This is a genomic window from Stenotrophomonas sp. CASM110 (assembly GCF_049384345.1).
GTDB lineage: Bacteria > Pseudomonadota > Gammaproteobacteria > Xanthomonadales > Xanthomonadaceae > Stenotrophomonas > Stenotrophomonas muris.
In genome coordinates this window covers 1-20,488 of record NZ_JBMRGI010000030.1, presented here as the reverse complement: position 1 = coordinate 20,488, position 20,488 = coordinate 1, and the positions used below count along the sequence as shown (strand labels likewise).

17 protein-coding genes and 1 riboswitch are annotated in these 20,488 nt (G+C 66.6%); of the genes, 8 read left to right on the top strand and 9 right to left on the bottom strand.

What is annotated here, in order from left to right; genetic code table 11:
* The first annotated feature begins 6 nt into the window (after window positions 1–6).
* Window positions 7–609, top strand: a complete 603-nt coding sequence (locus tag VG561_RS19560; protein ID WP_005418411.1) for a TetR/AcrR family transcriptional regulator — start codon at window positions 7–9, stop codon at window positions 607–609.
* 139 nt (window positions 610–748) lie between these two features.
* On the opposite strand, the gene VG561_RS19555 is transcribed toward VG561_RS19560, so the two are convergent.
* From VG561_RS19555 to VG561_RS19545, 3 genes are all read right to left on the bottom strand, one after another.
* A complete protein-coding gene (locus VG561_RS19555) occupies window positions 749–3,637 on the bottom strand; it encodes a TonB-dependent receptor plug domain-containing protein (RefSeq protein WP_053496147.1) in 2,889 nt (962 codons plus the stop codon).
* Window positions 3,638–4,020: 383 nt separating this feature from the next.
* Window positions 4,021–4,869, bottom strand: coding sequence for a hypothetical protein (locus VG561_RS19550; RefSeq protein WP_014648071.1), 849 nt, complete (start codon window positions 4,867–4,869; stop codon window positions 4,021–4,023).
* A 116-nt stretch (window positions 4,870–4,985) separates the two neighbouring features.
* A complete protein-coding gene (locus VG561_RS19545; RefSeq protein ID WP_014648070.1) occupies window positions 4,986–5,879 on the bottom strand; it encodes an Hsp33 family molecular chaperone HslO in 894 nt (297 codons plus the stop codon).
* Between the two features lie 77 nt (window positions 5,880–5,956).
* Between VG561_RS19545 and mtgA the strand changes: the two genes are divergently transcribed.
* From mtgA to VG561_RS19530, 3 genes are all read left to right on the top strand, one after another.
* Window positions 5,957–6,706 carry a monofunctional biosynthetic peptidoglycan transglycosylase gene (mtgA, locus tag VG561_RS19540; RefSeq protein WP_049441304.1) on the top strand — a complete coding sequence of 250 codons (750 nt, stop codon included), beginning with the start codon at window positions 5,957–5,959 and terminating at the stop codon, window positions 6,704–6,706.
* Between the two features lie 64 nt (window positions 6,707–6,770).
* Complete coding sequence (locus VG561_RS19535) at window positions 6,771–7,790, top strand: glycosyltransferase family 2 protein (RefSeq protein WP_014648068.1); 1,020 nt, start codon at window positions 6,771–6,773, stop codon at window positions 7,788–7,790.
* Window positions 7,750–8,181, top strand: a complete 432-nt coding sequence (locus VG561_RS19530) for a CBS domain-containing protein (protein ID WP_012511858.1) — start codon at window positions 7,750–7,752, stop codon at window positions 8,179–8,181. The genes VG561_RS19535 and VG561_RS19530 overlap by 41 nt, the downstream gene beginning before the upstream one ends.
* A gap of 171 nt (window positions 8,182–8,352) precedes the next feature.
* Here VG561_RS19530 and VG561_RS19525 read toward each other — a convergent pair whose 3' ends face one another.
* The 4 genes from VG561_RS19525 to VG561_RS19510 all read right to left on the bottom strand — a co-directional run bounded on the left by VG561_RS19525 (window position 8,353) and on the right by VG561_RS19510 (window position 13,762).
* Window positions 8,353–10,326, bottom strand: coding sequence for an AsmA family protein (locus VG561_RS19525; RefSeq protein ID WP_075077174.1), 1,974 nt, complete (start codon window positions 10,324–10,326; stop codon window positions 8,353–8,355).
* Window positions 10,327–10,408: 82 nt separating this feature from the next.
* Window positions 10,409–11,047, bottom strand: coding sequence for a PAQR family membrane homeostasis protein TrhA (gene trhA, locus VG561_RS19520; protein WP_134809177.1), 639 nt, complete (start codon window positions 11,045–11,047; stop codon window positions 10,409–10,411).
* Window positions 11,048–11,206: 159 nt separating this feature from the next.
* The gene (locus tag VG561_RS19515; RefSeq protein ID WP_014648065.1) at window positions 11,207–12,811 is read right to left on the bottom strand and encodes a peptide chain release factor 3; all 1,605 of its coding nucleotides are present in this window, start codon (window positions 12,809–12,811) and stop codon (window positions 11,207–11,209) included.
* Window positions 12,812–12,877: 66 nt separating this feature from the next.
* Window positions 12,878–13,762: a M23 family metallopeptidase gene (locus tag VG561_RS19510; protein WP_046432023.1), complete on the bottom strand. Its 885-nt coding sequence runs from the start codon at window positions 13,760–13,762 to the stop codon at window positions 12,878–12,880.
* Between the two features lie 148 nt (window positions 13,763–13,910).
* Window positions 13,911–14,029, top strand: a riboswitch (SAM riboswitch).
* A gap of 77 nt (window positions 14,030–14,106) precedes the next feature.
* On the opposite strand from VG561_RS19510, the gene metX reads away from it, so the two are divergent.
* From metX to VG561_RS19495, 3 genes are read left to right on the top strand one after another with little or no spacing between them, the layout of a single operon-like run.
* Entirely contained in the window at window positions 14,107–15,138 is a 1,032-nt protein-coding gene (metX, locus tag VG561_RS19505) for a homoserine O-succinyltransferase MetX (protein WP_100450473.1), read from the top strand.
* Complete coding sequence (locus VG561_RS19500) at window positions 15,135–16,370, top strand: O-succinylhomoserine (thiol)-lyase (RefSeq protein WP_046432019.1); 1,236 nt, start codon at window positions 15,135–15,137, stop codon at window positions 16,368–16,370. The genes metX and VG561_RS19500 overlap by 4 nt, the downstream gene beginning before the upstream one ends.
* The gene (locus VG561_RS19495) at window positions 16,367–17,434 is read left to right on the top strand and encodes a homoserine dehydrogenase (RefSeq protein ID WP_423179909.1); all 1,068 of its coding nucleotides are present in this window, start codon (window positions 16,367–16,369) and stop codon (window positions 17,432–17,434) included. Before VG561_RS19500 ends, VG561_RS19495 begins: the two co-directional genes overlap by 4 nt.
* A 110-nt stretch (window positions 17,435–17,544) precedes the next feature.
* Here the strand turns inward: VG561_RS19495 and VG561_RS19490 are convergent, their stop codons facing one another.
* Window positions 17,545–18,540, bottom strand: coding sequence for an alpha/beta fold hydrolase (locus tag VG561_RS19490; protein WP_014648060.1), 996 nt, complete (start codon window positions 18,538–18,540; stop codon window positions 17,545–17,547).
* Between the two features lie 203 nt (window positions 18,541–18,743).
* Window positions 18,744–20,126 (bottom strand): L-serine ammonia-lyase, encoded by a 1,383-nt coding sequence (locus tag VG561_RS19485; RefSeq protein WP_134809179.1) that lies wholly within the window; start codon window positions 20,124–20,126, stop codon window positions 18,744–18,746.
* 99 nt (window positions 20,127–20,225) lie between these two features.
* On the opposite strand from VG561_RS19485, the gene VG561_RS19480 reads away from it, so the two are divergent.
* The gene (locus VG561_RS19480) at window positions 20,226–20,456 is read left to right on the top strand and encodes a glutaredoxin family protein (protein WP_049441297.1); all 231 of its coding nucleotides are present in this window, start codon (window positions 20,226–20,228) and stop codon (window positions 20,454–20,456) included.
* Window positions 20,457–20,488 lie beyond the last annotated feature (32 nt).

The following is a 20,488-nucleotide window of genomic DNA, read 5'->3' as shown; positions in this document are numbered from 1 at the left end:
CAGCCCATGAATCAACCTGACGCTTCCGCCGGCGAACCGCGCGCCGGCCGCAACAGCCGCCTGAGTGCCGAAGACTGGGCCCAGGCGGCCCTCGATCTGATTGCTGAACAAGGTGTCGGCGCCGTCGCGGTGGAGCCGCTGGCACGGCGGCTCGGCGTTACCAAGGGCAGTTTCTACTGGCATTTCCCTTCGCGCGATGCATTGCTGCAGGCGGCGCTGGAGCGCTGGGAACTGTTCGAACAGGAACAGGTGTTCGGCAGCCTGGAAGACGTGCCGGATCCGCGCGTGCGCCTGCGCCAGCTGTTCCAGATGGTGGCGCATGAAGTGCAGCCGCACATCATCTACAGCGAGCTGCTGAAGGCACTGGATCATCCGATGGTGCGGCCGGTGATCGACCGCGTCTCGCAGCGCCGCCTCGATTATCTGGTCGCCTCGTTCCGCCAGGCGGGCCTCAGCTCGACCGATGCGCGTCATCGGGCACGCCTTGCCTACGCCGCGTATGTCGGCTTCCTGCAGTTGTCGTTGCAGCTGCAGCAGCCCAAGCAGGCGCGCGAGGATTTCGAAGCGTACGTCGAGCATCTGATCGAGACGCTGATTCCGAACGGATGAGCACCCGGGAATGATGTTGAAGCAAGGCCGCGGCGACACCGCGGCCTTTTTTGTTGTGCCTGGCCAGCTGTTTCCATGCGACACAAAGAGCAACGGCCCCTTGCGGGGCCGTTGCTGCATCAGCTGATCAGAGTGCCGATCAGAACTTCTGCTTGTACTGCATGTACATGAAGCGACCGATGTCGTAGCCACCGTAGTAGGAGTACTGCGAGTTCGGCGCCGAGTACATCTGCGGGCCGTAATGATCGAACACGTTACGCGCGCCCACGGCGATGGTTGCATTCCACGGTGCGTTCCAGGAGACCTGGACGTCGTGGAAGGTGGTGGCGCCACGGCGGTTCATCGGCTGGTCGCGTGCCGGATCCGGCGAGCCGAAGTCAGGCAGGCTGCACTCGGTCGAGAAGTAGCACTGTTCCTTCACGCTGGAGAAGTAGCGCGTACCCCAGGTAATGCCCCAATCGCCGTATTCCCAGCCCAGCACCAGGTTCGAACGCAGGCGGAAGTTGCTGCTGAAGCCGTTGAGGATCGACACCGGCACCTGCTGCGCGTTGGTGGTCTTCAGCACGTTCTTGCTGACGTAGGTGTTCTGCAGGTTGGCGTTGAAGCTGCCCCAGCTGCTGGTTTCGAAGCGATAGGCCACATCGAAGTCGAAGCCTTCGGTTTCCTGGTAACCGGCATTACGTGGTGCGTAGGTCAGGTTGGTCACGATGCCACGGGTTGCGTCGCGGGTGAACGAGTTGCAGCGGTCGGCGATGCCGAGTACGTAGCAGTCGTTGAGCTGGGTGGTCGGATCGTCGGTGACGATGGTGTTGGTGATCTTGATGTTCCACCAGTCCAGGCTCATGTTCAGGCCCTGGGCAAAGGTCGGGCTCCACACCAGGCCGACGGTCTTGGACTTGGACTTTTCCGGAGTCAGGTTCGGGTTGGAGACGGCGTTGAACGGCACCGGGCTCTGCTCATCCTGACCTTCCGCCGGGACGTAACCCTGCTTCAGCTGGCGGAAATTCGGGGCCAGCGCGCCCAGAGCGGCGGCGCAACGCTGGGCGGTGGCCGGATCGCTGGCAGCCAGGCCGAAATCGGTATCGCACGGATCGGTGAAGTAGGCGAAGGTCTGCGAGCTGCCACCGTACAGATTATCGATGGTCGGTGCGCGGAAGCCCTCGGCATAGGTGGCACGCACCAGCAACTGGTCGATCGGCTTCCACTTGAGGCCGAACTTGTTGTTGGTGGTGTTGCCGAAGGTGTTGTACTTCGAGTAGCGCGATGCGGCGTTGAAGCTCAGTTCCTTGGCACCCGGCAGGTCGGCCAGGATCGGAACATTCAGCTCCAGATACACTTCGTTGACGTTGTAGCCACCACCGGTCGGGCCGGCCGCCAGATCGGTCGAGTAGCCCGACTGTGACAGCGCATCCGGGACGTAGGTGCCCTTGTCTTCGCGGTACTCGTAACCCAGCGCGAAGCCCAGGTCGCCGGCGGGCAGGGTGAACAGGCTGCCGGCGATGTTCGCGTAGTAGGTTTTGGTGGTGACTTCACCGGTGTTCTTGGTGGTCGGGAACAGGAACTGCTGCAGGGCAGGATTGCCGGTCAGGCCGCCGTCGCCGGTACGGCCGTACGGAATGGCCGGATTCCACGGAATGCAGCCGCCCGGGCCCGGGCCATAGATCGGGTTGGTGCCCGCGGCCAGGCCGGCGGCCGTGCCGCACTCGACGCGGCCGGTGGCCGGGTTGAGGAACGACGCGCCGGTGGCCTGGGTGACCGCCAGCATGTTGTAGTTGCCGGTCTGGGTCTGCAGGTTCTCCGAGTTCTGGTAGATGTAGCCGGCTTCCCAGTCGAAGTACTTGTCATTGAACTGGAAGCTGCCCTGCAGGGCGCCAGTGAAGCGGAAGGTGGTCAGCTTGTTGGTCGACAGGCGCGGCACTTCCCAGCCACGGCGGATGAAGCCCATGTCGGTGCCGAACGGGTTGTAGTAGCTGTCCTGCGAGAGCACGGTACCCAGCTGACGCTCATAGTCGGCCGACTGCAGCGGATAACCGGCGACCTGGGCCTGCGACTCGCGACGGGTGTACAGCAGGTCGGAGACGAAGCGGATGTTGTCGGTCAGGTCGTACTGTACGTTGGCGAACACCGAACGACGCTTGGTCGGCGTCAGCAGGTGCATCTGCTCGTTGGAGTTGCTGACGTCACCGGTGATCGGGGTGAGGTCGGTCTCGTGATAGGCGTTCGGATCGAACGGATTTCCACCACGGTTCAGCGTCAGCAACGGTGCATTCGGATCATTGACGTCATAGACCGCGCCCCACTGGCTGACCGGGGTCCAGCCGCGGTCCGGGTGGCGATCCGTGCGCTGCGACTTGCTGAACCAGCGATTCTTGGCCCAGACGGCCTTTTCTTCGGCGTATTCCGCACCGATGGTGACCGAACCACGATCACCGGTGAAGCCGGCCACGAAGTCGAAGCTGCTCTTCTGGCCGTCGCCTTCGCCGTACTGGCCGACGTAGGCGTTGGCTTCCAGGCCCTGGAAGTTCTTGCGGGTGATGATGTTGATCACGCCGGCGATCGCGTCGGAGCCGTAGATCGACGAGGCGCCGTCCTTCAGGACGTCGATGCGCTCGACGATGGCCGACGGGATCTGCGACACGTCCTGCAGGCCGCTGACGCTGGCGCCGAGGCGCTTGCCGTCGACCAGCACCAGGGTGCGTTCGGCGCCGAGGTTGCGCAGGTCGATGTAGAAGCCACCGACGGCTTCGCCGGAGGACAGCGGCTCGGAACGGCTGATGGCCGGGCTGCCAGCGGCAGAGATGTTCTGCAGGACGTCGGCAACTGTCTTGAAACCGCTCTTCTCGATCGAAGCGCGGCTGATGCTCAGAACGGGCTGGGCGGTTTCGGTATCGACCTGACGGATGCGCGAACCGGTGACCTCGATGCGGTCGAGGTTGGTGGCTTCCTGGGCGTGGGCCGTCGCGGTGGTGGCACCGGCGACAAGCGCGATCACAACTGCGTCACGCAGCTGGCTGGACTTGAGTTTCATTGGCTCTCTCTCTCCAAGAAATCTTGGCTGGGGTTAATGCCCGGCGGGGGAGCGAAAAAGCGCTCCCAAATCGCGAGGCTGACCCGATAGTAACGGGCGTTCGCCAAGAATTAAAGCTGTGTTAATCAAGCCTGTGATTTTGGTAAAGATGCGCTTTTTCGATGCCACTCAATAGTTTACCGGCATGGTCAGGGCGCTCTGCCTCGTTTGTTAACGCAGAATGATGAAAAAAGTTTCGATTGAAATGTATCTCACTATGTCGGTGCGCAGCGTTTCATCGCCCAGCGGCGATACCGGTTACGCAAGTGCGCGGCAGGCTTGCACATGCAAAAGGCGCCTTTCGGCGCCTTTGGGAATATCGTTGCTGAGCCTGTTTACCGGGATCAGAGATCCTGTTCGTAACGCACATACGGCACGGTGCCGTCGTCGTTGCTTTCGTTGCGCGGGGAGAACGGATTCTTGCCGCGGCTGATCACATTCTCGGCGCCGACGGTGAGCTGGCCGGACCACGGGGTACGCCAGGTCAGGCCGATGCCCAGGCCTTCCCACTTGCCGGGCTTGCCCGGGACGTCGACCACGCGGCCGATGATGCTGCCGGTGAAGTTGCCGTAACCGGCGCCGATGCTCAGGCTCTTGCTGTCCCAGCGATCGACGATGGCCGGCGAGGCGTCGGCCAGCGGAACCAGGCGCGCCTTGGCGTAGGTACCGGCAATGGAGACGAAGCCTTCGCGACCGATGTTCTTCTGCGCGAACACGGTCAGATCGTTCTGCTCGGCACGCAGCGAGGGCGTCTTGTTCGGGCCCGACAACCAGGCGGGCAGGGTTTCACGGCCAGTGCCGGCGGTGATGCCCAGGCGGCTGTTGCCGCGGTTCAGCGCGGCGGTACCGCTGAAACGACGGCTGTTCAGATCATCCTCGTCGCCCAGGCTGGCCAGCATGCAATGGCTGGCCAGACCGCTGATGCTGGTGCCGCTGCTGCTGTTGCAGAGCAGGCCCAGCGAATCGCCGGAGGACAGGCCAAAGGCCGCGTCCAGCGAGTTGCGGCCGAAATGCCAGCGGGCGCCGGCCGCCTGTTCGCCGGTCGGCTCAAGGTACAGCAGCGCCTCGACCTTGCCGCTGCCCTTGTTCCAGACCGGCAGCACGGTGCGGGTGTCCTTGCTCTGCGCATGCACGCCCGTGATCGCGCCGAGGGCGATCAGCAGGGCCAGCGGTAGACGCAGGAAGGTACGCATCGGACCAGTTCAGACAGGGACAGACAACGGAAGTTCCCGTGGGGACGGGAACTCGATCCTAGGGTGTTTATGAATTCTTAACAAGCCTTGATCCTCCCCAGGTACAAGACTGCCGTTCACTGAAGTCGTTCAGGCGCCGGTACAGCCCCCTGGGCGCCGTGGAACAGTATGCCGAACTCCGTCAATGGAAAGTGATACTCGCGTCCGCAGAATTCGCAACGCACCTCGACGGCGCCAGTGTCCTCGGCGGCCGCTCGGGCCTCCTCTTCCCCCAGCGACTGCAGCATGCCGGCCACCCGCTCGCGCGAGCAGGAGCAGGCGAAGGAGAGCGGCTTTTCACCCAGCAGCTCCGGCCGCTCCTCGTGGAACAGGCGGTGCAGCAGCTGCTCGGCCGGGGTCGCCAGCAGTTCGGCCTTGCCCAGGGTCTCGAACAGGGCGCTGGCGCGCGCCCAGCCATCTTCGTCGCCTTCGTCGCCCGGCAGTTTCTGCAGCAGCAGGCCGGCGGCACCGTTGCGGTCGGCCGCCAGCAGCAGGCGGGTGGGCAGCTGCTCCGACTGGCGGAAGTAGTCCTCGAAGGCCTCGTCCAGTTCCGGCGCGGTCAGCGCGACCAGGCTCTGGTAGCGCTGCGGCTCGCGCGGGTCCAGGCCGGGGTTCTCGATGGTGATGGCGAGGATGGCGTCATCGCCGAGGCTGGACAGGTCACGCGGCGCGTCGGCGCCTTCGCTGAGCTGGGCGATGCCACGCAGGGTGCCGCCCGCGGTGCATTCGGCGAACAGGGTGCGCAGGGCAGTGCTGCTGCGCAGCTGCACTGACAGGCGGCCGTCAATCTTGGTGTGGCCGGTGAACAGGGCCGAGGCGACACAGGCCTCGCCGAGCAGCTCGGCAGCGGCGTCCGGGTACACGGCGTGGGACAGGATTTCCTGCCAGGTGGCCTGCAGGTGCACATGCACGCCGCGGACGCCGGCGTCGGGGAGCAGGAAACGGATCAGGGAATCGGAGTTGGCGGTCATCGGCTCACATCGCGCGTAAACGGGGGCGGTTGCCGGATAATGCGCCGACAACCAGACAGAAGAAGGATGCACCAGTAATGGGGGCAGCGGGAGAGCAGCACAAGGTAGTGGCGGAGGTGGCCGCGCCGCGCCGGCGGCGCTGGCGCTGGAGGCGGCTGCTGTGGCTGCCGGTGCTGCTGGCTGCCTTCAGCTGCCTGCAGGTGCTGGTGCTGCGCTTCATCGACCCGCCGGTGTCCACGGTGATGCTGTGGCGCTACGGCGAGGCGCTGGGCGAGGCGGACTGGTCCTATCGGCTGCATTACCAGTGGCGCGACCTCGACCAGATGGCGCCGAGCCTGCCGATCTCGCTGGTGGCGGCCGAGGACCAGCGCTTCCCCGACCACAATGGCTTCGATCTGCAGGCCATCGAAAAGGCCCGCGACCATAACGCCAGGGGAGGGCGCCTGCGTGGCGCCAGCACGATCAGCCAGCAGGTGGCCAAGAACCTGTTCCTGTGGCAGGGCCGCAGCTGGATCCGCAAGGGCCTGGAAGTCTGGTACACGGTGCTGATCGAGGCGCTGTGGCCGAAGGAGCGCATCCTGGAGATGTACGCCAACATCGCCGAGTTCGGTGATGGTGTGTACGGTGCGCAGGCGGCAGCCCAGAAATACTGGGGCAAGGACGCGGCCCGGTTGAGCCCGGCCGAGAGTGCGCGACTGGCGGCGGTACTGCCGGCACCGCGACGCTACAACGCGGCCGCACCGGGGCCGTATGTGCAGCGGCGCGCCGCATGGATCCAGCGCCAGGCGCGCCAGCTGGGAGGCGCGTCATACTTGTCGGAGGACTGAGGCAGGCGTGGCGTGAGCGGCGGGCGACGGGTCGTGCGCCTGGCCGGCAATGTACAATCCGGGCATGACCCGCGAACGGCTCACTTTTGTCATCGCCGCCTACAACGAGGCCCTGGCATTACCGCTGCTGCATCCACGGCTGTGCGCGGTGCTGGACGGCATGCCCGACATCGACGGCCACATCCTCTATGTGGATGACGGCAGTCATGACCGCACATGGGAGGTGATCGCGGGGTTGGCCCAGGCTGATGCGCGCGTCTCGGCGCTGAAGCTGTCGCGCAACTTCGGCAAGGAGGCGGCGCTGACCGCAGGCCTGGATCTGGTGCACGAGGGGGCAGCGATGATCCTAGATGCCGACGGCCAGGACCCGCCGGAGCTGGTGCCGCAATTCGTCGCGCGCTGGCGCGAGGGCCATGACAACGTCTACGGCACGCGCATGGCCCGCGATGGCGAGTCCTGGATCAAGCGCGCCACGGCAGCGATGTTCTACCGGGTGATGGGTCGCCTGTCGCGTACGCCGATTCCGGCCGATACCGGAGATTTCCGCCTGCTGTCCCCGCGCGCGCTGAGCGCCCTGCGCGGGATGCGTGAGCGCCACCGTTTCATGAAGGGGCTTTTCAGCTGGGTAGGCTTCAAGCGGATTGCCGTGCCCTATCACCGCCACGCGCGCGTGGCCGGCACCAGCAAATTCAGCCTGTGGCGGCTGTGGAATTTCGCCCTCGAAGGCATCACCGGCTTCTCGACTGTGCCGCTGCGGGCTGCCACCTACCTGGGACTGGCAACCGCCGCAGTCGCGTTCGTGTTCGGCCTGTGGGTGATCGTGAAGGCGGCGCTGTATGGCGACCGGGTGGCGGGTTGGCCGACGATGATGGCGGTGATCCTGTTCCTGGGGGGAGTGCAGTTGATCGCGCTGGGGCTGGTGGGAGAGTACCTGGGGCGGCTGTACGAAGAGTCCAAGCAGCGGCCGTTGTACCTGGTTGACGCGTGGCTAGCATCCGCCGTGGCAGACTCGGCCCTGCAACCCACCCTCGGAGGGCAGGCAGATGACGACGGTACGGCAACTGTTGGATGGCAAGTCTCCTGAAGTACATGCGGTCGCGCCGGACGCGGCGGTGATCGATGCGATCCGGTTGATGGCGGAAAAGGGCATCGGTGCGGTACTGGTGATGGACGGGCCGCGGCTGGTCGGGATCCTGTCCGAGCGTGACTACGCGCGCAAGATCGTGCTGCGTGATCGTTCATCGCGCGATACCGCGGTGGCGGAGATCATGACGGCGCAGGTGGTGACGGTGTCGCCCGGTGAGCAGGTGGAGCATTGCCTGCAACTGGTGACCGACTACCGCATCCGCCATCTGCCGGTGGTGGAGGGCGCGCAGGTGCTGGGGGTGATCTCCATCGGTGACCTGGTGAAGTCGGTGATTGATGCGCAGCGGCGCGAGCTGGACCAGCTGCAGCAGTACATCGTGGCGGGGTGAGGTGTTCGCTGGCGGGCCTGCGGCCCGCCGGCCCGCCAACAGCAAGTGCAGAAGCAGAAGCGGCGCCTTCCTGATACGTCGGAGAGGCGGAGGGCATGGGCGTGTCCTGCCTGCGTCACCCGTCCCCCTCAAGCCACCATCAATGCAGGCGCCGCGAACAACGCTGTAACCCTACTTCGCATACTGCCCCCCGCAGTCGGCATCCTTGCCCGGCCCCAGTTCGATGGTTGCCAGCAATGCCGCCGGCGGGGCGATGCTGCCCAGTGCCAGGGCCACCGCGCCGCGGATGCCCAGCGCCTTGAAGTCCGGGCGGAACGACGGGTCCTTGAAAGTGCCGGCGATGTGCAGTGGCGAGCGCAGCACCAGGATGCTCTTGTCCTTCGGGCGTGGCTTCAACAGCAGGTCCAGGCTCTCGTCGCGCAGGCTGACCGTGCCTTCGCCGATGAGGATCGTGTCGGTGGTATCCACCGCCAGCGCCTGGCTGGTCATCAGGCCGTCGCGCACGCCGAAGTCGGCGAAGGCGCAACGCAGGGGAATCTGCTTGTCGCCGGTCACCAGGAATTTCAGCGACTCGGTGATGTCCAGGCCGGCCAGTTCCATCACCAGGTTGCCGACATGGCCACGGCCCATTGCCAGGCCGACCTTGCCGCTGCTGCTGCCGAGCATCGCGGCGATCGAATTGCCGCGGCCACTCAGGTCCACCTCGCCGCCGATGCCGCCCTTGGCCTGTTCGGCCAGCTTGGCGTCGGGGAACAACTGGCCAAGCTGCACGCCGCGCACACTGGCCTTCAGCGCGGTACTGATCTGCGGCTGGCGCGCGTCCATGCGGATCGTGCTGCGGATGTCGCCGCCGGCGACGCCGAAGTTCAGTGGGTCCAGCCGCAGCACACCGTCATCCAGCAACAGGTGTGCATCCATGTCGTCCAATGGCAATGACGGCGCGTTGATGCGGTGGGCTTTCCAACGCACGTCGGCATCCATCGCACGCAGCTTGCCGAGGTTGTAGGGCGTGTCCGGCAACACACGCGCACGCGCGGCGACCCGTGCGGCCTCGGCCTTCTGCTCTGCATTGGCGGTTTCGCCGCCGCCGGTCTTCGGTGGCGCACCGACGAAGCCGGCCAGGTCATCGAAGTCCAGGCGTCTGGATTCCAGCGTGGCGGTCAGTCGCGGGCGCGCGCCTCCCACTTCGAACTGCAGGTTGCCACCGAGGTCGCTGTCGCCGACCTTGCCGGTGAACTGCTCGTAACGCCAGAGGTCGTGGTCACGCTTGAGCCGACCATTCAACGCGTAGGGCGGGGACGGCGGAATGGCGATGCCGAGCAAGGGGTAGAGGTCGGCCAGGTCCTGGCCGCTGAGCGCGAACTGCAGGTCGAACACGCGCAGCTGGAAGGGATTGGTCAATGTGCCGCTGGCGACGGCGTGGGTGGCGCCAGCGCGACCGTCGAGGTGGATGCGGAACGGGTGGCCGCTGTCGGTCAGCTCCAGCGGTGATTCAGTACCACCGCGCAGGGTGAACGGATTGCCCTGCCAGCGTCCCTTGCCCTGCACCAGCAGCGGTGGCGCCGCGTCGGCCTGTTTCGGCTGGCCGCTGCGCACGTCCACGCGGATATCGGTGCGGCCGAGCGCATCGAGGAACTGCAGGCGACCGTCATCGACGCGCAGCCGTTTGAGCTGGGGGCTGGTCCCGCCGGCGCTGTCACCGAGGAAATCCCAGTTGCCCGGTTCGCCTTTGCGCGGGGCGGTTTCCAGCAGCACGTCCGGCCGGGTCAGGCGCACTTCGGGCAGCTGCACGCTGCCGCGCAGCAGGGGCCAGACCCGCACGTCGATCTCGACGCGGTCGGCGCTGGCCATATCGGGTTGTTTCGCCCAGCTGGCATTGGCGAAGGTGACCGCATCGGCGCGGATCGTGCTGGTGCGGCCGAGGTCGACATCAAGGTTCCCGATGTGCAGCACGCGGCCGGTGCGTGCCTGCACCGCGCGCTCCACCGGCCCCTTGAACCAGTTCCAGTCCCACAACGCGATCAGTACCAGGATCGCCGCCAGCAGGAAGATCAGGATCGTGAGCCAGCGCCGGCCTCGTGGGCCGGGGCGGCGGAGGCGCCAGCGGGGCGTGCGCTTTGCGGCAGGGGAGGCGGCAGCATTCACGCTGCCATGGTTGCCCCCTCTTCGTGGACAGGGCGCGAAGCGACCATGTGCATGGTGTGCACGCGCTGCCGTCGAGCGGCCGTTACAGCACCTGCTTGGTGACCGCGACGAAGTGGCAGACGCTGCCGCCGATCACGAACAGGTGCCAGATGGCATGCGAGTACGGGATCGATTCACGGTGGTAGAAATAGGTCCCCAGCGTGTACGACAGGCCGCCGGCGAACAGCCAGGTGAGGGTGCCGCCATCGATCGAGGCCCACATCGGCTTGATCGCCACGACCACCAGCCAGCCCATGGCGATGTAGATCACCGTTGAGAGCACCTTGAAGCGGCCGGTGTAGAACAGCTTGAACACCACGCCGCCCAGCGCCAGCGCCCAGATCGCGGTGAACAGGCCCCAGCCCCACGGACCGCGCAGGCCGATCAGGGTGAACGGGGTATAGGTGCCCGCGATCAGCACATAGATCGCGCAATGGTCGAACACCTTCAACCGGCCCTTGGCGACCGGATGCTGGATGGCGTGGTACAGCGTGGAGGCGGTGTACAGCAGCAACAGCGCGATACCGAATACGATCGCGCTGGCCAGCTGCCAGCCGTCGCCGTAGATCGCCGCCAGGGTGATCAACACCGCGCTGGCTGCCAGGGCGAATACCGCGCCCAGGCCATGGGTCAGGGCGCTGGCGATTTCTTCACGGATCGAAGCAATGGACGTCGTGGACATGGCGTAGGCATTGTTCGCGGGGAGGGGACCCGCACCCCCCTATCATCGCCGCGATGGGCGATGCGTGCACGCCTGTCACCGTATGGTGGGTGAATGTCTGCCTTGCGTTGGCTGGGGTCAGAGCCCTTTCCTGCCGGAAAGGGATCCGACCCCGTGGCATCAGCCTGCCGAAACGGTATGCGCCGCTTCGCGGGTGGCAGAGAAGCGCACGTCCGGCGAGCGTTCCTGGGCCAGCTGCAGGTTGACCCGGGTCGGCGCCAGGTAGACCAGGTGCCCGGCGGCATCCAGCGCCAGGTTCAGCGCGTTCTTCTCGCGGAACTCTTCCAGCTTCTTCTCGTTGCTGCAGTGGACCCAGCGCGCAGTGGTCACACTCACCGGCTCGAAGGTGGCTTCCACGCCGTACTCGTCCTTCAGGCGGTAGGCGGCCACGTCGAACTGCAGCACGCCGACGGCACCCAGGATCAGGTCGTTGCTGGTGAGCGGGCGGAAGAACTGGGTCGCGCCTTCCTCGGACAGCTGGGCCAGGCCCTTCTGCAGCTGCTTGAGCTTGAGTGGATCGCGCAGGCGGGCGCGGCGGAACAGTTCCGGGGCGAAGTTGGGGATCCCGGTGAAGGTGACCGCTTCGCCTTCGGTGAAGGTATCGCCAATGGAGATGGTGCCGTGGTTGTGGATGCCGATCACATCGCCCGGCCACGCCTCGGCGGCGATTTCGCGGTCGCTGGCCATGAAGGTCAGCGCGTTGGCCAGCTTCATTTCCTTGCCGGTACGCACGTGGAAGGTCTTCATGCCGGCGCTGAAGCGGCCCGAGCAGACCCGCATGAAGGCCACGCGGTCGCGGTGCTGCGGGTCCATGTTGGCCTGGATCTTGAACACGAAGCCGGTCAGCTTGTTTTCTTCCGGGGCGATCTCGCGGCCGGTGGTGGAGCGCGCCTGCGGTGCGGGTGCGTGTTCGACGAAGAAGTCCAGCAGCGGCTGCACGCCGAAGTTGTTGACGCCCGAGCCGAAGAACACCGGCGTCTGCTTGCCCTCGCGGTAGGCCTGCAGGTCGAACGGGTGGCTGGCGCCCTGCACCAGTTCCAGCTCGTCGCGCAGGTCGGCCAGCATCTGTGCACCGATCTTCTCGGCCAGGCCGGGAGCATCGATGGACGGGAAAATGGTCGAGTCCTGGCGGGTGAAGTTGCGGCCCGGTTCGTACAGGTGCACTTCGCCGGTCAGCAGGTGGACCACGCCCTTCAGGCGCTGGCCCATGCCGATCGGCCAGGTGACCGGCGCGCACTGGATGCCGAGCACGGTTTCCACTTCATCCAGCAGCTCGATCGGGTCCTTGCCCTCGCGGTCGAGCTTGTTGATGAAGGTCATGATCGGGGTGTCGCGCAGGCGGCACACTTCCATCAGCTTGATGGTGCGCTCTTCCACGCCCTTGGCCACGTCGATCACCATCAGCGCCGAGTCCACCGCGGTCAGCACGCGGTAGGTGTCTTCGCCGAAGTCGGCGTGGCCGGGGGTGTCGAGCAGGTTGACGATCTTGCCTTCATACGGGAACTGCATCACCGAGGAGGTGACGGAGATGCCGCGCTCCTTTTCCAGCGCCATCCAGTCGGAGGTGGCGTGGCGGGCAGCCTTGCGGCCCTTGACCGAACCGGCCATCTGGATCGCGCCCCCGAACAGCAGCAGCTTTTCGGTCAGCGTGGTCTTGCCGGCGTCAGGGTGGGAAATGATGGCGAAGGTGCGGCGACGCGACGCTTCGTTGGCGACTTCGGACATGGCAGTGGCGCCCGCCCGGGGCGCTTTTCAAAGAGATAAGCGCCCGATTATACCGGCCGGGGGCGGTCAGCGCCCGGTACCGCCTTCGGCCTCGCCCTGGCGGGCGAACTGCAGCTGGCCCTGCTCGGCGAAGATGCGCACCGGCACCGAGCGCAGGCCCATGCCGCGATTGACCTGCACCACGAAGTGCAGGTGCGGGGCACTGCTATAGCCGCTGTTGCCAGACAGGCCGATCGGCTGTCCGGCCCCTATCGCCTGGCCACGACGCACGCGCATGCCGCCGGCCTGCAGGTGGCCGTACAGCGCCATGCTGCCGTCGCTGTGCAGCACGCGGATGAAGTTGGCGCGGGCACCATCGCGTTCGCGGTCCTGGCCGTTGCCACGGAAGCCATCCTGGATCTGCATCACCGTACCCTCGCGCGCGGCCAGCACCAGGGTGCCCTCCGGCAGTGCGAAGTCGACCGCGTCGCGGTTCTCCTCGTCGTCATGGCTGAATCGTCCCTGCGGCGCCTGGTCCACGCGCAGGCGCGCCGCATCGAATGGCAGGCGGTAGGCGACATCTTCGGCCTGTGCGGCCGGGTTGCCCGGCACCGACTGCAGGCGCAGATCCAGCATGCGGCCATCGATCGGGGCGGGCAGGTGGCCGACTACCAGGCTGCTGTCGCCCTGGATCAGCGACTCGACCGGGAGGCCTTCGACCGGGTGCCCGGGGGCGGCGCGCAGCTGGATCTGCAGCGGCCCTGCCAGCCCGTTGTCGATCCGGGCCTGCCATTGCGTACCGACCGGCTGCAGGCGCAATTGGGCCATGGGGGCGGCGCCCTCGGCACTGCCTGCGCGGGTGGCCGGGGCGGAAGGGGGAGCCAGTCCCCAGCCCTGGCGCCAGTCGCCGGCGTGTGCGGTCGCGCTCGCCAGCAGAGGCAGCAGCAGGCAGGACAGGGGCAGGCGCGACATCGGCGTTTCCAGCGGAATGGACCGCCCGGACTGTACCCGATCCTGAACAGGGCGACCGGGACGGCCTTCGCATAGCTGTCCCAAGAATATTCATCGCTTTATCCGCATGAAGGGATTGACAGTGCCGGAAAGGGCTGGCATCGTGGCCCCACCATCGAGACCGGCAGAGGGACAGGCCCTTTGAAGCCGGGGCAGCCCGCAGGCGCGCAAGCGTCTGCGTAGGTGCCAAATCCTGCGGGGACCGTGGCGTCCACCGAAAGATGGTTCGAACCATGCACCACACGTGCATCTCGAACGCGGGCCCCGCGAAGGCTCGATGGCCGATTCCCCAACCGGATCCCGCCATGAGCTTCGCCGCCAGTACCGCCATTCGCCCCGAACCCTTTGTCCCCGTCAGCGTGCCGGTCGAAGACCGCGTGCATGCCGAGCGCGGTGAGTTCGCCGCGGTGCTGTCGATGCGCCACGCCGGCCCCAGCCCGGTGCGCCTGCGCTATGAGTGGGTCGGTCCGGCCAATGCACCGGTGGTGGTGCTGGCCGGCGGCATTTCCGCCCATCGCCACGTGGCGTCCAACACGCAGTTCAGCGAGAAGGGCTGGGCCGAAGACCTGGTGGGCAGCGGCCGCGCGCTGGATCCGCAGCAGCTGCGCGTGCTGGCCTTCGACTTCATCGGCGCCGACGGTGCACTGGATGTGCCGATCGATACCGCCGACCAGGCCGATGCCTTGGCGCTGCTGCTGGACCATCTCGGCATCCGCACGCTGAAGGCCTTCGTTGGCTATTCGTATGGCGCGCTGGTCGGCCAGCAGTTCGCGATCCGTCATCGTGCCCGCGTGCGCCAGCTGGTGCTGGCCAGCGGTGCGCACCGACCGCATCCGTATGCCGCCGCCTGGCGCGCATTGCAGCGCCGCGCGGTCGCGCTGGGCCAGCTGCAGTGCGGCGAAGACCACGGCCTGGCCCTGGCCCGGCAGTTCGCCATGCTCAGCTACCGCACCCCGGAAGAGTTCGGCGAGCGCTTTGATGCTGCGCCGGAGGTCATCAATGGCCGCGTGCGCGTGGCTGCCGAAGACTATCTCGACGCGGCCGGTGCGCAGTACGTCGCGCGCACGCCGGTGACCGCTTACCTGCGCCTGTCCGAATCAATCGACCTGCACCGCGTCGATCCCACCGCGATCCTGCCGCCGACCGTGGTGGTGGCCGTGGAGGGCGACCGCCTGGTGCCGCTGGCCGACCTGGTCGGCCTGGTCGAAGGGCTGGGCCCGCGCGGCAGCCTGCGCGTGCTGCGCTCGCCCTATGGCCACGATGCCTTCCTCAAAGAAACCGATCGCATCGATGCGATCCTCGCCACCGCCTTCCGCACTTCTGGAGAGTCCGCATGAGCCTGCACGCCAACGAGCCGTCCTGTAGTCGTACCACTGCCGCCGTCCGTGCCGGCATCGATCGGGACACCGCGCATGGCGCGGTCACGCCGCCGATCGTGCTGTCGTCGAACTTCAGTTTTGAAGGCTTCGGCAACAAGCGCCAGTACGATTACACGCGCAGTGGCAACCCGACCCGCGACCTGCTGGGTGAAGCGCTGGCGGAACTGGAAGGCGGCGCCGGCGGCGTCATCACCGCGACCGGCATGGGCGCGATCAACCTGGTGCTGAACGCGCTGCTGCAGCCGGGCGACACCCTGGTGGTGCCGCACGATGCCTACGGCGGCAGCTGGCGGCTGTTCAACGCGTTGGCAAAGAAGGGGCACTTCGAACTGGTCACCGCCGACCTGACCGATCCGCGAGCGCTGGCGCAGGCGCTGGCCACGCAGCCAAAGCTGGTGCTGGTGGAAACCCCGTCCAACCCGCTGCTGCGCATCACCGACCTGCGCTTCGTCATCGATGCCGCGCACAAGGCCGGTGCCCTCGTGGTGGTCGACAACACCTTCCTGTCACCGGCGCTGCAGCAGCCGCTGTCGTTTGGTGCGGACCTGGTGCTGCATTCCACCACCAAGTACATCAATGGCCACAGCGATGTGGTGGGTGGGGCGGTGGTCGCGCGCGATCCGGCGCTGCACGAGCAGCTGGTGTGGTGGGGCAACGCGCTGGGCCTGACCGGTTCGCCGTTCGATGCCTTCCTGACCCTGCGCGGCCTGCGCACGCTGGATGCGCGCCTGCGCGTGCACCAGGAAAACACGGCGTCGATCGTTGCCCTGCTGGACCAGCATCCGGCGGTCGGCGCGGTGTACTACCCGGGCCTGGCCGATCACCCGGGCCACGCCATCGCCGCGCGCCAGCAGAATGGCTTCGGCGCGATGCTGTCATTCGAACTGGCGCACTGCGCCGGTGATGATCCGCATGCGGCGGTGCGTGCATTTGTGGACGGGCTACGCTGTTTCACCCTGGCCGAATCGCTGGGTGGCGTCGAAAGCCTGATCGCACATCCGGCCACGATGACTCATGCGGCGATGACCGCCGAAGCGCGTGCAGCCGCCGGCATCAGCGAAGGGCTGCTGCGCCTGTCGGTCGGCATCGAGGCCGAGCGTGACCTGCTGGCCGATCTCGGCGCCGCGCTGCAGCGCGCCGAAGCGGTGATCGATGCGGCCGCCCGCCGCAAACAGGTGGTGGACGCATGAGCGCACTCGCCGCTGACATTCCTGCGCTGGGGGCGGGACGCCTGGCGCTGCTCGGTACGGGCACGGTCGGTTCGGCCTTCGTACAGCGCTACCAGGCGCTGCAGGCACGCGGGTTGGAACTGCCCAGCGTGCAATGGCTGGCCAACTCGCGCACCGCGCTGGAGATCGATCGCGACCTGGCGCTGCCCTTGGAACTGGCACGTCGAGCCCCCCGCGACGGCCACAGTTCGCCACCATGGGCGAGCGCCGAAGGGCTGGAGCGTGGCGACGTGGTGGTCGATGCCACGGCCAGTGAAGACGTGGCCGCCCGTCACGTGCAATGGCTGGCGCGCGGCGTGCATGTGGTGACCGCCAACAAGCTGGGCCGGGGCGCGCAGCTCGCCCGCGCGCAGGCCATTGCCGAAAGCTGTGCCGACAGTGGCGCGCGTTATGGCGACAGTGCCACCGTTGGTGCCGGGCTGCCGCTGTTGAGCAGCCTGCGCGCGCTGGTGGCCGGTGGCGATCACATCCATGCCATCGAGGGCGTGCTGTCCGGCTCGCTGGCGTGGCTGTTCCATCGCTATGACGGCCAGTCGCCGTTCTCGGCGGCGGTGCGCGAGGCGCTGGCGGCCGGTTATACCGAGCCAGACCCGCGTGTGGACCTGTCCGGCGAGGACGTGCGCCGCAAGCTGCTGATCCTGGCGCGCAGCAGCGGGCTGGCGCTGGATGCGTCGCAGGTACAGGTGGATTCACTGGTGCCTGAAGCGCTGGCAGCGTTGCCGCTGGAGGATGCCGTGGCTGCCTTGGAGCAGCTGGATGCGCCGCTGCAGGCGCGTTGGCAGCAGGCACGTGACAACGGCCGCGTGCTGCGTTTCGTTGGCCGTGTTGACAGCGAAGGTGCGCAGGTGGGCCTGCGCGAACTGCCGGCCGATCATCCGCTGGCGCAGGGTGCCGGCACCGACAACCGCGTGGCCATCCACAGCGATCGCTACCGCCACCAACCCTTGTTGATCCAGGGGCCGGGTGCCGGCGCGGAAGTCACTGCGGCTGCGTTGCTGGATGACGTGCTGCGGATCGTGGGTTGATCGCATTGTTCCTGTAGCGCCGAGCCCACGCTCGGCTGCTCCTGACAGAACCCCGGTCCTGCCGCATGAGCCGAGCGTGGGCTCGGCTCTACAGAGGGCACGCCTGCCGGTCAGCGGGACTTCAGGGCCTTCAACAACGCGCTGTTGAACTGCTTGGGGTCCTGCACCTGCGGCGAATGGCCCAGTTCGGCGAACTCGACCAGCGTCGCGCCGGGAATCGCTGCGGCCGCTGCTTTGCCCAGCACCGGATAATTGCCCAGCGTCGCCTTCACCGCAGGCGGCGCCAGGTCGCGCCCGATCGCGGTGCGGTCCTTCTGGCCGATGAACAGCGTGGTCGGCACCTGCACGTGCTTCAGTTCGTAGACCACCGGCTGGTTGAACACCATGTCCGAGGCCAGCGCCTGGCTCCATGCAACGGCCTGCTTGCCCGGGCCTTCGTACATGCCCGACTGCATCCGCGCCCACGGTTCGTAGGCCGGTTTCCATTTGCCGTCGTAGTACACCTCCAGCTGGTAGCGGCGGATGCTGTCATAGCTGATGTTCATTTCGCCGGCGTACCACGCGTCGACGCTGCGCCAGGGGACGCCCAGCGCCTTCCAGTCCTCCAGCCCGATCGGATTGACCAGCGACAGGCTGCGCAGGTCCTGCGGGAACATCAGCGCGTAGCGCACCGCCAGCATGCCGCCCATCGAATGACCGACCAGGTGCACCGGGACGTCACCCAGTTGCAGCTGTTGCAGCAGGGCATGGGTGTTGGCGGCCAGCTGCGCGAACGAATACTGGTAACGCTCGGGCTTGCTGGATTTGCAGAAGCCCACCTGGTCCGGGGCGATCACCCGATAGCCGGCGGCGACCAGTGGCTTGATCGATTCCTTCCAGGTGGCGGCACAGAAGTTCTTGCCGTGCAGCAGCACCACCACGCCGATGGGTGCCTTCTTCGGCGCGATGTCCAGGTAGGCCATCTCCAGCGGCTGCCGCTGCGATTCCAGCGCGAAGGTCTTCACCGGATAGCCGTAGTCGAAACCCTCCAGCCGAGGCCCGTAGGTGGGGGCGGCCAGGGCGGCCAGCGGAAGGCAGGCAAGCAGGGCGGCAGCGATCACGCGCATGGGGCAATCCGGGGTGGGGAAGCCCCGAGCCTAACCGGAACGCGGTGACGGTGTCGCCCGTTCGGGCAAGGGTGACCGGGTAGAGTCGACTGTTGGTCGACTGCTCTTCCCTCAGGCCGCGGAAATCCCGCGCTGCGCGCGATGGTCGACTGACAGTCGACTCTACCTGTGGCCCGTCGCCATCGCGCCGGAGCCGGTCGCCCTCAGCACTCGATGACGTTCACCGCCAAGCCACCGCGGCTGGTTTCCTTGTACTTGTCCTGCATGTCGCGGCCGGTATCGCGCATGGTCTTGATGACCTTGTCCAGCGACACCTTGTGCTTGCCGTCGCCACGCATCGCCATGCGCGAGGCATTGATCGCCTTCACCGCGCCCATTGCATTGCGCTCGATGCAGGGAATCTGCACCAGGCCGCCGATCGGGTCGCAGGTCAGGCCCAGGTTGTGTTCCATGCCGATTTCCGCGGCGTTCTCGATCTGGCTCGGGTTGCCCCCCAGCGCCGCGACCAGGCCACCGGCCGCCATCGAGCAGGCCACGCCCACTTCGCCCTGGCAGCCCACTTCGGCACCGGAAATCGAAGCATTTTCCTTGTACAGGATGCCGATCGCCGCCGAGGTCAGCAGGAAATCGAACACGCGCTGTTCGTTGGCGCCGGGGCAGAAGCGGTCGAAGTAATGCAGCACCGCCGGCAGTACGCCGGCCGCACCGTTGGTCGGTGCGGTCACCACGCGGCCACCGGCAGCGTTCTCTTCGTTCACTGCCAGTGCGTACAGGTTGACCCAGTCCAGCGTCGTCAGCGGATCGCGCATCGCCGCTTCCGGCTTCGACGACAGCTCGCGGTACAGCGCCGGTGCACGACGGCCGACCTTCAGGCCACCCGGCAGCACGCCCTCCTCGCGGATGCCGCGGGTGACGCACGACTGCATCGCGCTCCAGATCTCGCGCAGCTGGGCGCGGATCTCGTCTTCGCTGCGCCAGCACTTTTCGTTCTCGAACATCAGCTGGGCGATGCTCAGGCCGCTGCGTGCGGTCTGTGCCAGCAGCTCGTCGCCGCTCTTGAACGGGTAGGGCAGCGGGGTTTCATCGGGCACGATGCGGTCATCGGCTGCGTCGTCCTGGTTGACCACGAAGCCACCACCGACCGAGTAGTAATCGCGGGTGGCGATCACTTCGTCGTCGGCGTTGTACGCGGTGAAGCGCATGCCGTTGGTGTGGTAGGGCAGCTTCTGGCGCTTGTTCATGCCGAGATCGCGCTTCTCGTCGAAGGTGATCTCGTGCTGGCCCATCAGCTGGATGCGCTTGCTGCTGCGGATGCGCTCCAGGGTGGCCGGAATGATGTCCGGGTCGATCAGGTTAGGCCGTTGGCCTTCCAGGCCCAGCAGGATCGCCTTGTCGGTGCCATGGCCGCGGCCGGTCAAGGCCAGCGAGCCGTAGACATCGGCGCGGATGCGCGCGACCTCGTGCAGGCGACCCGGGTCGAGCAGCCAGCGATGGATGAATCGCTCGGCGGCCTTCATCGGTCCGACGGTGTGCGAGGAGCTCGGGCCAATGCCGATCTTGAAAACGTCGAACGTGCTGACAGCCATGGATGCCAAACTGCGGGTACCGGACAAGCGGCTATTCTAGCGGCTTGCCGGGCCATCCGATGGCTGCGGCGCAGCATTTCCGCCACGGGAGCCTGACTGGTGCTGACCCTGATCCAGCGTGACGATTGCCACCTGTGCGACCTGGCCCTGGCCGAGCTGGCCAAGGCGCGGGCGCCGGAGTTCGAATCGGTGTTCCTGGATGACCAGCCGGCGCTGGAAGCGCGCTATGGCACGCGCGTGCCGGTGCTGCGCGACGAGCGCGGCGAGCGCGAGCTGGACTGGCCGTTCGATGCGGCCACGGTGCAGGCCTGGTTGGCCGTCGATCGGTAGTGCCGGCCGCTGGCCGGCAACCCCTCTGTTCC

Bases quoted from the DNA above. Each gene is read 5' to 3' on its own strand.
- VG561_RS19545 (WP_014648070.1), bottom strand. From the start codon at position 5,879: ATGACCGCCAACTCCGATTCCCTGATCCGTTTCCTGCTCCCCGACGCC.
- VG561_RS19485 (WP_134809179.1), bottom strand. From the start codon at position 20,126: ATGGCTGTCAGCACGTTCGACGTTTTCAAGATCGGCATTGGCCCGAGC.
- VG561_RS19500 (WP_046432019.1), top strand. From the start codon at position 15,135: ATGAGCCTGCACGCCAACGAGCCGTCCTGTAGTCGTACCACTGCCGCC.
- VG561_RS19550 (WP_014648071.1), bottom strand. From the start codon at position 4,869: ATGCGTACCTTCCTGCGTCTACCGCTGGCCCTGCTGATCGCCCTCGGC.
- VG561_RS19515 (WP_014648065.1), bottom strand. From the start codon at position 12,811: ATGTCCGAAGTCGCCAACGAAGCGTCGCGTCGCCGCACCTTCGCCATC.
- VG561_RS19510 (WP_046432023.1), bottom strand. From the start codon at position 13,762: ATGTCGCGCCTGCCCCTGTCCTGCCTGCTGCTGCCTCTGCTGGCGAGC.
- mtgA (WP_049441304.1), top strand. From the start codon at position 5,957: ATGGGGGCAGCGGGAGAGCAGCACAAGGTAGTGGCGGAGGTGGCCGCG.
- VG561_RS19495 (WP_423179909.1), top strand. From the start codon at position 16,367: ATGAGCGCACTCGCCGCTGACATTCCTGCGCTGGGGGCGGGACGCCTG.
- VG561_RS19560 (WP_005418411.1), top strand. From the start codon at position 7: ATGAATCAACCTGACGCTTCCGCCGGCGAACCGCGCGCCGGCCGCAAC.
- VG561_RS19535 (WP_014648068.1), top strand. From the start codon at position 6,771: ATGACCCGCGAACGGCTCACTTTTGTCATCGCCGCCTACAACGAGGCC.
- VG561_RS19530 (WP_012511858.1), top strand. From the start codon at position 7,750: ATGACGACGGTACGGCAACTGTTGGATGGCAAGTCTCCTGAAGTACAT.
- VG561_RS19490 (WP_014648060.1), bottom strand. From the start codon at position 18,540: ATGCGCGTGATCGCTGCCGCCCTGCTTGCCTGCCTTCCGCTGGCCGCC.
- trhA (WP_134809177.1), bottom strand. From the start codon at position 11,047: ATGTCCACGACGTCCATTGCTTCGATCCGTGAAGAAATCGCCAGCGCC.
- metX (WP_100450473.1), top strand. From the start codon at position 14,107: ATGAGCTTCGCCGCCAGTACCGCCATTCGCCCCGAACCCTTTGTCCCC.
- VG561_RS19555 (WP_053496147.1), bottom strand. From the start codon at position 3,637: ATGAAACTCAAGTCCAGCCAGCTGCGTGACGCAGTTGTGATCGCGCTT.